This is a genomic window from Verrucomicrobiota bacterium (assembly GCA_016200005.1).
GTDB lineage: Bacteria > Verrucomicrobiota > Verrucomicrobiia > Limisphaerales > PALSA-1396 > PALSA-1396.
Window position 1 is genome coordinate 101387 of sequence record JACQFP010000020.1, and the last position, 14889, is coordinate 116275.

The 14889-nt window shown below is 58.1% G+C and carries 12 protein-coding genes; 9 read left to right on the top strand and 3 right to left on the bottom strand.

What is annotated here, in order from left to right:
- Window positions 1–2: 2 nt before the first annotated feature.
- Window positions 3–896 carry a hypothetical protein gene (locus tag HY298_06605; GenBank protein MBI3849947.1) on the bottom strand — a complete coding sequence of 298 codons (894 nt, stop codon included), beginning with the start codon at window positions 894–896 and terminating at the stop codon, window positions 3–5.
- 12 nt (window positions 897–908) lie between these two features.
- A complete protein-coding gene (locus HY298_06610; protein MBI3849948.1) occupies window positions 909–2336 on the bottom strand; it encodes a class I SAM-dependent DNA methyltransferase in 1428 nt (475 codons plus the stop codon).
- Between the two features lie 166 nt (window positions 2337–2502).
- On the opposite strand from HY298_06610, the gene HY298_06615 reads away from it, so the two are divergent.
- From HY298_06615 to HY298_06655, 9 genes are all read left to right on the top strand, one after another.
- Window positions 2503–3264, top strand: coding sequence for an ABC transporter ATP-binding protein (locus HY298_06615; protein ID MBI3849949.1), 762 nt, complete (start codon window positions 2503–2505; stop codon window positions 3262–3264).
- A complete protein-coding gene (locus HY298_06620; protein MBI3849950.1) occupies window positions 3265–5028 on the top strand; it encodes a hypothetical protein in 1764 nt (587 codons plus the stop codon). It abuts the gene before it with no gap.
- Between the two features lie 269 nt (window positions 5029–5297).
- On the top strand, window positions 5298–8063 hold the full coding sequence (locus HY298_06625) for a cation-translocating P-type ATPase (protein MBI3849951.1): 2766 nt from the start codon (window positions 5298–5300) through the stop codon (window positions 8061–8063).
- Between the two features lie 148 nt (window positions 8064–8211).
- Window positions 8212–9249: a nitroreductase gene (locus HY298_06630; GenBank protein ID MBI3849952.1), complete on the top strand. Its 1038-nt coding sequence runs from the start codon at window positions 8212–8214 to the stop codon at window positions 9247–9249.
- Between the two features lie 6 nt (window positions 9250–9255).
- The gene (locus HY298_06635; protein ID MBI3849953.1) at window positions 9256–10803 is read left to right on the top strand and encodes a hypothetical protein; all 1548 of its coding nucleotides are present in this window, start codon (window positions 9256–9258) and stop codon (window positions 10801–10803) included.
- A complete protein-coding gene (locus HY298_06640) occupies window positions 10745–11626 on the top strand; it encodes a sugar phosphate isomerase/epimerase (GenBank protein MBI3849954.1) in 882 nt (293 codons plus the stop codon). The genes HY298_06635 and HY298_06640 overlap by 59 nt, the downstream gene beginning before the upstream one ends.
- Window positions 11627–11684: 58 nt before the next feature.
- Window positions 11685–12050, top strand: a complete 366-nt coding sequence (locus HY298_06645; protein MBI3849955.1) for a hypothetical protein — start codon at window positions 11685–11687, stop codon at window positions 12048–12050.
- 684 nt (window positions 12051–12734) lie between these two features.
- Window positions 12735–13190 carry an Hsp20/alpha crystallin family protein gene (locus tag HY298_06650; GenBank protein MBI3849956.1) on the top strand — a complete coding sequence of 152 codons (456 nt, stop codon included), beginning with the start codon at window positions 12735–12737 and terminating at the stop codon, window positions 13188–13190.
- 113 nt (window positions 13191–13303) lie between these two features.
- Window positions 13304–13681, top strand: a complete 378-nt coding sequence (locus tag HY298_06655; protein MBI3849957.1) for a hypothetical protein — start codon at window positions 13304–13306, stop codon at window positions 13679–13681.
- Between the two features lie 658 nt (window positions 13682–14339).
- Here HY298_06655 and HY298_06660 read toward each other — a convergent pair.
- Window positions 14340–14879, bottom strand: a complete 540-nt coding sequence (locus HY298_06660) for a response regulator (GenBank protein MBI3849958.1) — start codon at window positions 14877–14879, stop codon at window positions 14340–14342.
- Window positions 14880–14889: the final 10 nt, after the last annotated feature.

Sequence of the window (14889 nt, forward strand, 5' to 3'; positions counted from 1 at the left end):
GCTCATTTGCCGAAAGGATTTTCAAGCGTCCGATTCGTCGGCGGTGTTTCCAGTTTCTCGTCAACTTTTGTCTGAAGTTGGCGTAGGAAATCTTCCATCTTGCCGGGGCGCGACTTTGTGATCTGGTTAAGGGCCGGCTCAAACCGAGTGTAAACAGTCCGCTCACGGAACATCTCGTAATGCGCGCCAGCAGTGGTTGGCAGCTTCAAATCATAAATCAGCCAAGCGATGTCGGCTTCCGCCTTGGGCACTTCCGGCAACTTGGGCAGCGTATTGAAGAAGCTTTTGTTGAGGGCAACGGCGGTCTTCTTGCTCCATGCGTTGATGATCCCGCCCTTGAAGATCAACTGTGGAGCAAGACGCTTGCGGGAAGACGACAGGTAGTCAGGTCGCGGATAGTTTTCCTGGGGCGTCCAATCCATGCCGAAATTTTTCGCCGGAGCTTCCATGTAATGCTCAAACGGGTTCCGCACGTTCCCGGAAATGTAAACGGCCTGCACTTCCAACGCACCGAAGTCGTAAACCTTGCCCGCTTTGTCGTAAGCACAGACCACAATATCAATGTTGCCGGCTGAACCGCCGTCGGCATCTTTCAGGCGAACTTCTGTCAGCGTTGTCCAAGTCGCGTTAGCAGGAAAAAAGAATTCGGCAGCGTCGTCTGCGATCATCCAGCTTTGTCTGAAACGAATCGGACACGTGATTACGACTTCGCCGTCATGAAAAACACTGCAAACACCGAGCGGATTCTGGGCTTTGTCTTTGGTGCAGTTCGGAACTTTGTTGTTGAACGGGCAAAGGCGTTTTGTTCGGTGACGGTTCGCGGCGGCGCTCATGTCCGATGTCGGAAAGCCGAAGATTTCTGCGAGAGGGTGTTTGAGTTTAAGGTTTTTGGACATGACGACAAAAGTTTATTCTGAAAAGGACTGGGTTTCGAGAAGTTTACTCGCACCATCCGCTGGCAAGCCTTCGGGCGTGAGCAGGGCGTCGGCAGCGAGAAAGTTTTTGTCGAGATTGCCGAAAGGCAAAGCCGGTTCGGTGATGTGCAGTTCGTCAATCGCCAGCTTGCGCGCAACCATCATGGTGACTTTGGCGATTTCGACGGCGAAGGGCAGGATGTCCAGGCCGTAGAAGTTTTGCGCGCTTAGGAAGCTCAGGCGCATCTGGCCGGGTTCGGCCTGGCTGGCAAACTCCGCCATGCGCTCGTAGATGCGGGCTTCGAGCCGTTTGAGTTCGCGGTAGGCGAGGTAAAGGAAGTTGCCGCAGCCGCACGCGGGGTCGAGCACGCGGAACTGGTGCATCCGTTGGAGGAGTTCGCGCAGACGCTTGAGGGTCCGGGCGCCTTCGATCTGTTCGCGCCACGGCTCGACGATGGTCGGGCCGATGATCTTCATGATGTCAATCGGGTGGGTGAACTGAGCGCCGAAGGCGTGGCGTTCCCCCGCGTCCATCGAATGCTGAAAGAGCGTGCCAAAGACTTCGGGCTGAACTTTTGACCAGTTAAAGCCCGCTGCTTTGCGGAGCAAGACCAGTTCGCTGTCCTGGATTTCCAAACGCGCGGGCTGGGCAAAGAGTCCGCCGTTGAAATAACTCACGCCTTTGAAACGGCCACCGGCCTGGGGCGGGTTGGTGTTCATGGCCTCGAACAAGTCGCCAATGAGGTCGTAGGTGCTCGCGGGCGTGCTGCAATCTTCCAGAACTTGCGTGACAAAATACTTGGGCAGCAAATCAATGTCTTCGGCGAAGAGGGCCACGAGCATTTGCAGGGTAAAACGCTGCGCCATCGGTTGCGGCACGCCGCGCTTGACAAGTTTGCGGAAACAGTCGGCGAGACAATCGGCGGCCTGCCGGGTGACAATTTCACGGTCGTTGTCGAAGCTCGGCTTCGGTGAACCGGGCGCGAGAAACGCCAGCGGCCCCCAGCGCTCCGGCAAATCTTTCAGCGCGACGGTGTCTTTGGGCGTGTCGAGGTCGGTGTCGAAATCGTAAATGCGGAACTCGTCGAAGTTGCAGAGCACGACGTAGCGCGGGCGATTGGGCACGAGGCGCGTCCAGTAATCGAAAGCCTGGCGGTAATGCTTCTGCAAGTCCGTGCCGCGCTTTTTCATTTCGATGAGCACGACGGGTTTCCAGACGTAATCGGCGAAGGCGGTGCCGCCACCATCTTCATCGGCTTTGCGGATGCGGAATTCGGCAGTGCCGCCCACGTCCAGACACCCGGATTGGCCAAAGGCTTGGAAGAGTCGGTCGAGGAAAATTTGCGCCTGGCCCTTTTCGTCGCCCGTGATGTGGTTCTGCGACCACCCGACAAATTCGGAGAGTTTTTCCCGGCTCGGCATGAAGCGGTTCTACACGAGGGCCGCCTTGTCAGCAATGCTGAGTTGTTTGGCGGGGGGTTGAGAGGGATTGCTATGCGAGGAGCCGAGACGGCGCTCAAGACGGGTGGAAGTTTCGCATTTGCTCCGGCAGGCAATGACAAGTAGCCTGCCGGGCATTGAATACCACATGAACGTCGCCATCGAGACTTCCAATCTGACCCGTGACTTCGGCCAGTTCCGCGCCGTCAACCAGCTCAATCTCCGGGTCGAGTCCGGGCGCTTCTACGGTTTTCTTGGTCCCAATGGCGCCGGCAAATCCACCACCATCAAGATGCTCACGGGTTTGCTCGCGCCCAGCGCCGGGACCATGCGCATCCTCGGCGAAGATGTGAGCGACCCGCGCCGGGCACTCGAAGTGAAACGGCGCATCGGCGTGGTGCCGGAGAACCTCGCGTTGTTCGACAACCTGACCGCGCGCGAATACCTCACCTTCATCGGCCGCATGTATCTGCTGCCTCGCGAAACCGTGCGCGAGCGTTGCGACGAATTGCTCGTGATGATGGACCTCGCCAAGGAAGTGAAAAAGCTCACGCTCGAATTCTCTCACGGCATGAAGAAGAAGCTTTCCCTGGCCGCGGCCTTGATCCCCAACCCCGATCTCCTCTTTCTGGATGAACCATTCGAAGGCGTGGATGCCGTTGCGTCGCGGGTGTTGCGTGACACGCTTAAACAATGCGTTGGCCGCGGCGCCACGGTTTTTCTCACGTCGCACATACTGGAGATCGTGGAGAAGCTCTGCACGGACGTCGGCATCATTGCGCAGGGGAAATTGGTTCACCAAGGCAGCATGGAGGAATTACACCGGGACGGTTCGCTTGAAGACCGATTCCTCGAGGTCGTGGGCGACGGCAAAGGCGAGGCGCAAAAATTAAGCTGGCTGGAAGCCTGAGTGAACTGGGAACAACTCAAAACGATTCTCTGGCTGCGCTGGCGGCTCACACGCAATCAATGGTCGCGCAGCGGTGGACTCGGCGCGGTCCTCGCTGTGCTCGTCGGCGTGGGCGCGTTCGTGCTGGGCGCTCTGAGTTTTACCGGCGGCTTGCTGGGAGCGATCTACGGCCTGCGCCAAGCCTCGCCATTTGAGGTAATGATCGTTTGGCTCATTGTCACCAGCGCATTTTTGTTTTTTTGGATGATCGGTCTGCTTACGGAAATTCAACGTTCGGAGACCATTGATCTCCAGCGCCTCATGCACCTGCCGGTCGCGCTCGGCCAGATGTTCGTCGTGAACTACGTCACGTCGCACCTAGCCTTGAGCATCATCCTGATGGTGCCGGGAATGATCGGGTTGGCTATCGGTCTCGTGATGGTGCGCGGGCCGGCGATGATGTTGTTGCTGCCGCTCGCGTTGACCATGGTATTCATGATTACCGCGTGGACGTATTGCCTGCGCGGCTGGCTGGCGGCGTTGATGACCAACCCGCGCCGACGCCGGACGATCATCATGGGCATCACCCTCGCATTCGTGCTGCTCGGCCAGGGACCCAATCTCTATTTCAACGTCATCCAGCGCAACACCAGGCCTTCGCCGCGAAGTGCCGACACACCCGAGGAAGCACAACGCCAGCGCGAGGAACAAAGCGTCGCAAAGCGAAAGCTGCGTGAACAGTTGTTCACCGCGCAGAGATTTATCCCGCCACTGTGGTTGCCCGCCGGCGCCAGGGCGCTCGCCGAAGGGCGCACCCTGCCGGCGGTACTGGGCACACTCGGCTGTTTCACCATCGGTGCGCTCGGATTGCGCCGCGCGTATCGCAGCACGGTGCGGTTTTATCATGGCGAAACCGGTGGCAAAGCTATGGCGCGAAGCGAAAGCGCTCCGGTCTCACCCGCTGTTGCCACCCCTGCCAAAACTGGCGTCCGGTTTCTCGAACTACGCCTGCCCATTGTGCCGGAGCAGGCCGCGGCGCTCGCGCTCGCCACGTTTCGTTCCCTGCTCCGCGCGCCCGAGGTGAAAATGGCCTGGGCAAGTTCCTTCATCGTGACGGTGATCCTTGGCTCATCGCTCTTTCTCCGTTCGGCGTCGAAGATACCCGACGTTGCGAAGCCGTTCATGGTCGGCGGTTCGATGGCGTTTTCGATCTTCATGCTCGTTCAATTTCTCGCCAACCAGTTCGGTTTCGACCGCGACGGCTTCCGCGCGTTGATCCTTTCTCCCGTGGAGCGGCGGCTCATTCTGCTCGGCAAGAATCTCGCCAGCCTGATCGTCGGCGCAACCTTCGGCACGGTACTGCTGGCAATTATTTCCTTCTGGTTGCGCCTGTCGCCGCTCGCGCTCGTGGCGGCCTTATTCCAACTTGCGACGCTGCTGCTGCTCGCCGGCCTCGTGGGCAATCTGCTTTCCATTCTCGTTCCCTACCGCATCCAATCCGGCTCGATGAAGCCGACGAAAATGCCCGGTCTGGCGATGTTGGTGATGGTCCTGTGCCATTTGCTTTTCCCTCTCGCCATGGCGCCGGTGTTCGCGCCGCCGTTGTTGGAATTGTTGTGGCAGATGGCCGGCTGGCCGGCGGCGGTGCCCGTCAATCTTATTTGCTCCGTCGCACTCGCCGCATTGATGGCGTTTGTGTACTGGCAGGCACTCGAACCGCTGGGCCGCCTGTTGCATCGCCGCGAAACAAAAATCCTCAGCATCGTGACGGTGCAGGTCGAGTAGCCGGAAACGGCAGCCCGTAAATCTACGGGTGCTCCTTGGGATGGGGAGGTTCTACTCGAGGATCACCGCGTCAGCAATGCTGAGTTGTTTAGTGGCGGATTGAGGCGATTACCAAGGCGCGAGGGCAACTGGATTCCCATGCAAGGAGTGACCATCGGTGCGAAACGGAAACCATCAGCACCGGCGTCCCGGCTGAGGTGCAAAAAAGGACGCCGGTTAGCCAAGAAACAGCAAGCAACTTCGCGCTGGTTTTGTTACGCGTCGTTGGTATGGCCGAAACTGTAGCAAGTCTGGCGGCTCGCGACACCGAGACACAGTTGGTTCAGTGGCACGCACAATCCTTGGATAATGTGCTACGTCTGCTCACGGTCTCGGTTGAAGGGCTGGATTCGGTCGAGGCAGAGCAACGATTCCGGATTGTTGGCGCCAACGAGTTGAAGGAAGCCAGGCCGATCCAGCCTTGGATCATCTTCCTCAATCAGTTCAAGAGTATTCTCGTTGTGATCCTCATCGTGGCGGGCGTCATCTCCGGCGTCCTGGGAGACTTGATTGATTGCCTGGCCATTCTGGCGATTGTCCTCCTTAACGCGGTCATCGGGTTTTATCAGGAGTTCAACGCGGAGAAGTCGATTGCCGCTTTAAGTAAAATGACGGCGCCGCGCGCCAGAGTGCGGCGCGCGGGCCGGGTGCAGTCGATCCCGGCGTCCCATTTGGTGCCAGGTGACGTCGTTGAATTGGAGGCGGGCGACTTGGTGCCCGCAGATGGGCGTTTGCTGGAGGCGCAGGTTTTGAACTGCATCGAGTCGGCGCTGACCGGCGAATCGGAGCCGGTGACCAAACATGCCGTGACACTCCCCAACAAGCATCTTCCGCTCGGTGAGCGCGAGAACATGGTTTTCATGGGGACGACCGTTTCGAGCGGGATGGGCCGGGCGGTGACCGTTGCCACCGGCATGAACACGGAACTCGGGCAAATCGCGAGCCTGGTCGAGGAGGCCGGTATGGAAGAGGAGACGCCCTTGCAGCAAAGACTCCTGAGTTTCGGGCGCGTACTGGTGTGGGGTTCGTTGGGCATCGTGGCACTGGTCTTCATCCTGGGTTTGATACGCGGCATGAAGGCGTTTGAGCTGTTCATGACCTCCGTGAGCCTGGCCGTGGCCGCCGTTCCAGAGGGACTTCCGGCTGCTGTCACCCTCGCACTTGCGGTCGGTGTGTTGCGAATGTCCCGGCGCAAGGCCCTGGTGCGAAAGCTCTCGGTGGTCGAGGCGTTGGGCGAAACGAGTGTGATTTGCGCGGACAAGACGGGCACGTTGACCGTCGGCGAGATGACGGTGCGGTCGCTCTACATCGCCGGGCAAAGTTTTGAAGTCACAGGCGAAGGTTACGGTCCGCATGGCGAGGTGCGCTTTGAGGGAAAACCTTCCGACACCCGGCACGTGGCACCGTTGCTGGAGATGGCCAACGTTCTCATGGGCTGCAACAACGCGCACGTCGTGCTTGAAGAAGGAAAATGGAAAGTCATCGGCGATCCAACGGAGGGCGCGTTGCTTTCAGTCGGCCACAAGGCGGGCGGCAGCAAGGAAAGAATCGAGCGAGAATTGCCGAAGCATCACGAAATCCCGTTCGACTCCGACCGGAAACGACGCACAGTCATTCGTTTGATGCCGGACGGGCGGTTGCGGGCTTTCATCAACGGTGCGCCCGACGTGCTGCTCGAGCGGTGCACAAAGATTTACACCGAGCGGGGCATTCGGTCGATGACTGAAGCGGATCGCGAACAAATCGCAGCGCAGAACAGCGCACTGGCAAAGCAGGCCCTGCGGGTCCTTGGCTCGGCGTACCGCGATCTGGACAATACAGTGCCCGCCGGGTTGACCGCCGAAGCGGTGGAGCGGGATCTGGTGTTCGTCGGCCTGGCGGGAATGTATGACCCGCCGCGTCCCGAAGCCAAAGCAGCGGTGGCGCGCTGCCGGGAGGCGGGTATCCGGGTGGTGATGATTACCGGCGACCATCCGCGCACCGCACTCACCGTCGCGCGCGAGTTGGGCATCGCCGGCACCGAGGACAAGGAACTCACGGGCGCAGAACTGGACCAGTTGTCAGATGAGGTGTTGCAGCAACGCGCACCGGAAGTGGCGGTGTATGCCCGCGTCGCGCCGAAACACAAACTGCGCATCGTCCGCGCGCTGAAAGCGAACGGCGACGTCGTCGCCATGACCGGCGATGGCGTCAACGATGCGCCTGCGCTCAAAGGTGCGGATATCGGAATCGCGATGGGCAAGTCCGGCACCGAAGTTACCAAGCAGGCAGCCGACATGGTCATCACGGACGACAATTTCGCGTCCATTGTCGCCGCGGTCGAGGAAGGCCGCGGAATTTACGCCAACATCCGCAAGACTCTGCAATACCTGCTGGCCGGAAATACCGGCGAACTGTCGCTGATGACGGTATGTGTTCTGGCTGGCTGGCCCACCCCGTTGCTGCCAGTCCAGTTGCTCTGGATCAATCTAGTCACCGACGGCCTTCCGGCATTAAGCCTTGCAGCCGATGCCATTGATCCCGACGAGATGACGCGCCGTCCGCGCCCGCGCACGGAAAAAATCGCCGACCGGAGATTCTGGAGGACCACGACGGTTACGGGTTTACTGACGGCCAGTGTTTCGTTGGCGGCCTATCTTTACGGATTGAGCACTGCATCTGAGTCGGTGGCGCGAACCTATGCCTTCGGGACGCTGATGTTCGCCGAATTGCTGCGGGCGTTCGGCTCTCGTAATGAAATCAGACCCGTCTGGCGGCTCGATTGGTTGGCCAATGTCCATCTCCCGTTGGTGGTCGGCATTTCGCTGGTTCTCCAGTTCTTCATTCTACAAAGCGAAAAGCTGAGCTGGTTCTTCAAGATAACCGCGATGCCGTTGACGCATTGTGGGTTGCTCTTGATTGTTTCTGCGGTGCCACTGGTGGTTCTCGAACTGGCCAAGGGCGTCGGTCAAAGGCGGCGCGGTTTGCAGGAGCAGGCAGGCATCCCGGACAACTGACTGGAAGCGGTGCCCGCGCAAAAAAAGGCGAGCCTTTGGCAAGACCGGGAGAGCGAGGCTGGCAGACTGGCGGTTATGGTTGATTTGGAAACAGACCGGGTCGTTCGAGCAACGCGACCGCCACCGGATTCTTGCCGGGAAACGCACTATGAAATTGACGCCGAACAAAGCAACGAGTCCCTGGAACATTTCAGCCGAGGACTTTCCGACCTACGGCACCATGTTGGAGAAATGGAAATTTTTCCTTGGTTACGCGGTGCTCGCGCCGTCGAGCCACAATTCACAACCGTGGCGCTTTCGCATCCTCAATGACCAGGTCGAGATTTATGCGGACCGACAGCGCGCCTGCCCAGTGGTGGACCCGGACGACCGCGAACTCATCATGAGTTGCGGCTGCGCACTCTACCATTTGCGGACCGCAATTCAGCATTACGGCTATTTGGGCGAGGTCGAGATTTTTCCCAAGCCGGCAGATCACGATTTGCTGGCGCGGGTTTCAATGGGCACAAAGGAGGAAGTGTCGGCGGAGGAAAGCATGGTCTTCTACGCGATTCCAAAACGCCGGACCAACCGTCAGCCCTTCAGCGACGACCCCTTGCCGGAAGCTTTGCTCGCCGCCCTGCAAAGAACAGCGGAGAAGGAATCCGCCACGCTGCGTTTCGTGCGCGAGGAGGAGTTGAAACATGCCGTCGCCGACCTCGTCGCGGAAGGCGATCGTTGGCAATGGGGCAACCAGGCGTTTCGCCGGGAGCTGGCGAAGTGGGTGCATTCGAATCGCAGCGCGGCGCGCGACGGCATTCCGGGATACGCGCAGGGCATCGACGACTTGATGTCCTATGCCGGACCGCTGGTGGTACGCACGTTCGACATGGGCGATGGGCAGGCGGCCAAGGACCACGAAGTGGCCACCGGTTCGCCGGCGCTCGCCGTGCTCGGCACCGTGGGCGACAGCCCACGCGAATGGCTCGCGGCGGGCCAGGCATTGGCGGGAGTTTTATTGCGCGCACGCGTTGAAGATGTGTGGGCCTCGTTTCTCAACCAACCGATTGAAGTGCCGTACCTGCGGATGAAACTCCACCAACTGGTTCCAACGCGGGACTTTCCGCAAGCAGTCTTGCGATTTGGATTCGGGAAGGATCTGAAACCGACACCGCGCCGGGAAGTTGATGCGGTGCTGACTGGATAAACTGAATTGTCTGCCAACCACGGCGACTTCGACAAGTTCGCGGACAAAGCCCAGGCCAGGCCAACTTCTCGGGGCGGCATGACCTCATGTCAGGATGATGTGAGCAATGTGAAAAATTACTACAAATATCCGCACATGCGAAGTCGGATGCTTGAATTTCTCGGCGGCGATTCGCTGGAGAACATCACGTGCCGATATCTGACCGCCGGCGACACCGACAACCCGCACTATCGCCAGCCGCGTCCGGAAACGGATTTGCCCGCGTTCTGGGAGGAAGAACTGGACATCAGCCGTTCGCTCTGGGACCGCAAGTCGCTCCTCTTGGATCTCGATATCGAGTACGTGAATTTCGATTTTCCCATTGAAGCCTATCTGGAAACGGACCGGATTTTCGATTTGCAGAAGCCGCTGGAATCAGTAATCGAAGCCGTCCTTCTGGATTACAACCTCACGCCGCTCCACCTGCTCAGCGGCCGTGGGCATCATTTCGTCTGGCGCATCCGACAGGATTCCGATGCCTTCAGCCGGCTCGCCAGCCTGGGCCATGTGCCACCCAGTTTGGAGAAACTCAACGCGCGTTCCCATCGGCCGCACGGCGAGCCGGTTCCTCCTGAACTGGGCGCAGCTTTTGCCGGAGCGGGTCTGGTCATGGAGCATCTGGCGCATCGCATCAAGGAAGAAGCCGCGCCCTTGAGCGATGTTCCAGTCGAACTGACCGCCGTCGAGGTCGGCCCCAATGAACACGGCCGCGAGATGATTTCCATCGACATCTCTGAATATGGCGATCCGTTGAGCACGCGGGTCATTCGCGTGCCGTTCAGCCTCTATCTTAAACCATTGCAACAACGGAATGTCCTGGGGGAAGAAATCGTGAAGCAACTGCCGCCGGTGTTTTTGATTCCGTTGCACGAGATGGATACCAAGCAAGGCATCCGGGTCATGCATGACATCAAGCAGGTCACCGACCTCGCCCGGCGCGCCACGGTAAGCATTCCCGATCACAGTGGGTCCACCGAAAGGCTGATTCGTTCCTACGAAAGATCAGCGCTGAGAACATTTCACGACTGGTTTTATTCCCAGGAACATGAACCGCCAGAAAAGTGGTCGCAAACTTATGACTGCATGCCACTCGATCCGTTGCCGGCTTGCGTGCGCCATGTGCTGGAGCAGCCGAATGACCTGTTGCTTCGCCCCGCCCACCTCAAACGTGTCGTGCACGTGATGCTATCACTCGGCTGGCATCCCCGTCACATCGCCGGGTTGATTCGTGCCCGGTTCGAGCGCGACTACGGCTGGGGTGAAGTGTGGGCCGGCTACGATCCAGCCACCCGGGCGGATTTCTACACGCGGGTCTTCGCCGGCTTGTTCGTTACCGGACGCGACGATCTGGTCGATTTCAACTGTCAGTCCGCCAAGGAAGAAAAGTTGTGTTTTGTCGCCGACTGTCCCTTTAATCTGGAGCACTACAAAACCTCACTACTGAATCGGAGAAAATATGAACGACTGGCCTGTCGGCCTTTCAACCGGCTGTTTTTACCAGAAGAGCATCTTTGACTGCCTGGAACCCATCCGGCACAGCGGGTTCAGCATGATCGAAATCTGTTCCTTCCCGGCCCATCTTGATTATCACGACTTCGACGCCGTCCGCCGCGCCGCCAAGCGGGTCGATGAACTGGGGCTGGAGGCGTACTCGTTCCACGCGCCGTTTGCTGATCACATCGACATCACATCGCTGAATAATGACCAACGCAACGCCGCGTTGCATGAAATTCTCAAGGCCGCCGAGGCCGCCGCGATTCTGCAAGTCCGCTACTTCGTGATTCATCCCGGGCCGGAACACGAACAAACGCCGGACCTGCCTTGTGTAGAGCGTCTCCAGCGGATGCAAAATGCAGCCGGCACATTGAACCGAGTCGCGCAGCGCTGTTTGGAACTTGGCATCGGTTGCGTATTGGAAAACAAACTGCCGCATCTTTTGTTCGGCGGCACGAGCGACATTCTTTGGATTCTGGGCGCGATGAGCGCCATCAACATCGGCACGTGTCTCGACACCGGTCATGCTTTCCTCTCCGGCGATCTTTACAACGTGATGCACAAATTGTCCGGCCACTTGCAAATGATTCACGCCAACGATAACGGTGGCAGCTATGACGACCACAAACCGCCGGGCGAGGGGAACATTGATTGGAATCGGCTGCTCACCGAATTGTCCCAAATTGAATTTCACGGGGGCTTTATTCTCGAACTGTCCGGCGATAAGGAGCCAGAGGCTGTTCTGGCTGAAGCGCGTCGGGCGCGGCGTTACCTGCGGGAAATCTCACGTCGCCTGGCGTTGTCCTGTCCGCCCACGGTCAGCGTCGCCAACTGGCGTGTCTAGCATGCGCGGTGAAAAAACAGCCAGGCTTTGCCAAAAGCGAAAGATGGAGACTATGGCCATGAAAAGACCAATCAGGCAATTGTTGTTCTGGACACCCAGGATTCTGTGTATTCTGTTTGCTGGTTTCCTGAGCATCTTCGCCGCCGATGTATTCGGTGAGCACTATGGATTCTGGAAGACAATGCTCGCTTTACTGATACATCTCATTCCAACCTGTATCCTTCTTATCGTTTTGGCCGTCTCCTGGCGCTGGGAATGGGTTGGGGGCATTCTCTTTATTGTAATCGGGATATTTTATATTGTGACGTCTTGGGGCAGGTTCCATTGGGACTCGTATGTGTTTATTGGCGGCCCTCCGCTGCTGATCGGTGTTTTGTTCCTGCTCAATTGGCTGTACAGGAGGGAGCTTAGAAGTAGTACCTGAAAAGTAGTAACTGAAGTCCCAAGATCTGATGGTTTACCCATCTGACCACCAATGGATTGAAACGACCGGAGCGCGTCGTGTCGGCGGGCGTCCCGCTCGGACGACTGCTGAGGTAATCCGCCAGCGGTTTTTGAGTTCTTTTTCGCGGGATTATTCCACGGGCTCTCGCCCGGTTCCACCCGATCGAACACCTCCACGAGCCGGCTGTCCGCCTTGCGCAACGCCGCCTCCGAGGTCTGCTCGTTATATGGTTTGCGGTCCTGCCAGCAGCGCCAGATCACCCCCTGCTATTTGAACGCCCGCGCCCGAACCGCAGTTTGGTACGGGCAATCCTTCTGCCGTTGTTGCAGTTAAAACGCCGACGCCCACCGGCTCCACGATATGCTCTCCTTAATTAACGCGAATTCAAAATCGATTCGCGACAACTCGCGCAATTCGCGCCAATGTCCTTCCGTGTTCCCGCGTGTTTATGTGTACTACGCCGTGGCGCAGCGTCCAGCTTCAAGAAACGCCCAATCTTCGCCAAGAACGGGAGAGCGCAGATCGCGTGAATTCGGGATGTTGTAAGAGGGTTGAGCAGCAGGTTGTACGGTTCGCATTCGCTCAATCCGGGCGCGGGTGCCGGAAGCGGTGGAAGTGGCCCCGCGCCAAAACAACCCGATTCCACCAGAAATGGAATAGCTGATGAATGCATTAATTCGTTACGATCCATTCAAGGAAATGGAAGAATTGCAGAACCGGTTTGCCAGAGTGTTCGGCTTGGCACCGGCGCGCACCGGAGACGGTGGAAAGGAATTGATGACGGTCACGGAATGGTCGCCGTCCGTGGACATCATCGAGGATGAAAAGGAATGGCTCGTGAAAGCCGACTTGCCCGAGGTGAAGAAGGAAGACGTGAAGGTCACCGTCGAAAACGGTGTTCTCACCATCACCGGCGAGCGCAAGTTCGAGAAAGAGGAAAAAGACAAGAAGTATCATCGCATCGAGCGGTCCTACGGGACGTTCATGCGGAGCTTCACGCTGCCTGATGGAGCCGATGGTTCAAAGGTCAATGCCGACTTCAAAGATGGCGTGCTCAGGGTTCACCTGGCCAAGAGCGAAAAGGCAAAGCCGAAGGCGGTTGAAGTCAAAGTGGCGTAGGATGCAAAGTCTGTTTGAAGCGAGGGGCGCGGGGAAAAGGGCCTGAGGTAAAAGCGGCAACAACCCCCGCCCACGCTTCAGCAGGCAAGCGTTTGGACTGGATCGCAACTGCTATGGGAGTAAATACAGCGCAACCCAAGAAATTCTGGTTGCGGTTCTGGCTTTATGTTCTGCCCGTGCTGTGGATGCTGTGGCTGGGTTTGGCATACGCCTACTGCATTCGGGTTTGGTTGCGGTTGGGGTATTGGCCGATTTTGATTGAAGACCATGCCGGGCTGAAGCACGGCGCCCATTGGGCGGCTGCCTTTTATTCGTGGTTTCTGCTGCTGCTCCTGCTCATTGCCTGGACGCTGGTGACGCTCGGCTCGCTTCCATTCATTCGCCGGTTGCGTACCGTTGAAACTTTTGTTGGCTTGATTCTATCCTGGCTTCCGGCGCTGTATGCCGTGTTAATCGATCCGGGCGGGAGACTATCATGGCTGATAGACTGACTCGCCCTTAGGCTCTAAATCTGTAATTCCGAACTTCTTGAGGTTATGCCCAACCCACCAAAAAAAGTTTCACACAGACTGGGACCGAACCGCAATGAATCCGCCCGAAGATTGCGGAAGCGCGATCCCAATTTCGCGCAATCGCGCGACATCCGTGAAGACCGCGGCGAACGTCAGATCAAAATGGTGCGGCGCCGGCAGACTTTGCTCGCGACGCTTCCACGCAAGTAATCTCCAAGTTGCGGTGCAACGGGAAAGCAATTGCCGGACGGAACTCGCGCAGCCGACACCGTTGAATCCATAGCGTTGACAGCGGGCGTCCCCCCATTGACGGGAAACCAACTTTTTCCAATCACCGAAGCAATGAAGTTTTGGCCCGTAACGCGTAGAGCGGCGGGTCGTGACGATTGCGGATCGATGGCAAACCTAGCGAGCGTTGACAAGAGTAACTAGCTTCTCACCAATGGCGGCCGACCGTGTTTGAGTCGCAAACGCTCAAGCAGTTCAGCTTCTGTCTCCGGACACCGATCAAGTTTGTGCACGCTCGCCCGGCCCTTTAACTCAACAAGCCGCCGGGCGCGCTTTTCAACATCATCATGAAAAGTCAAGCTGTAGAGCGGAAGCATACTGGCCATGTTTTCAATTCGTGAGGGTTGGTTCATTCGTTGATGCCCCAGCAACGTATCTGCCTGCTGCCACTGAAGGTTTCGGCCGGCACCGGAGGGCCGATTCTGCCATCGCTTCGGTGCTTGGCGGCCGCGCGCAATGCTTCTTTCACAGCGTCCAACAATTCGTCGGTGGCAAAGGGTTTCGACAGCGTGGCGGCAAGCTGGAGCCATTGATGCTTGCTGAGTTCCTCGGCATCCAACAGTCCCGATGCCAGGATGACGGGGACTGTCATGTGCGCGGAGCGGAGCTTTGCGACCAGTTCCAACCCTGACAACCTCGGCATGTGGTTGTCGGTTATCACAAGGTCGTAGCTACGGGTCTGCAGCAGTTCCCAAGCGGCTTCGCCGTCTTCAGCGACTTCCACTTGATAGTCGGACCGGACAAGGACGTGAGCTGTCAACTGGAGGATGGAAATGTCGTCCTCGACCAGGAGAATGCGGTTCGACGGATTTGTTCGTCGGCGAGTGGGTGCGTCGCTGGCTTTGTCAGGAGAAGGTTCAAGCAGCGTGGTCATGGTTTCGGGGTGCATTTGGACGTTG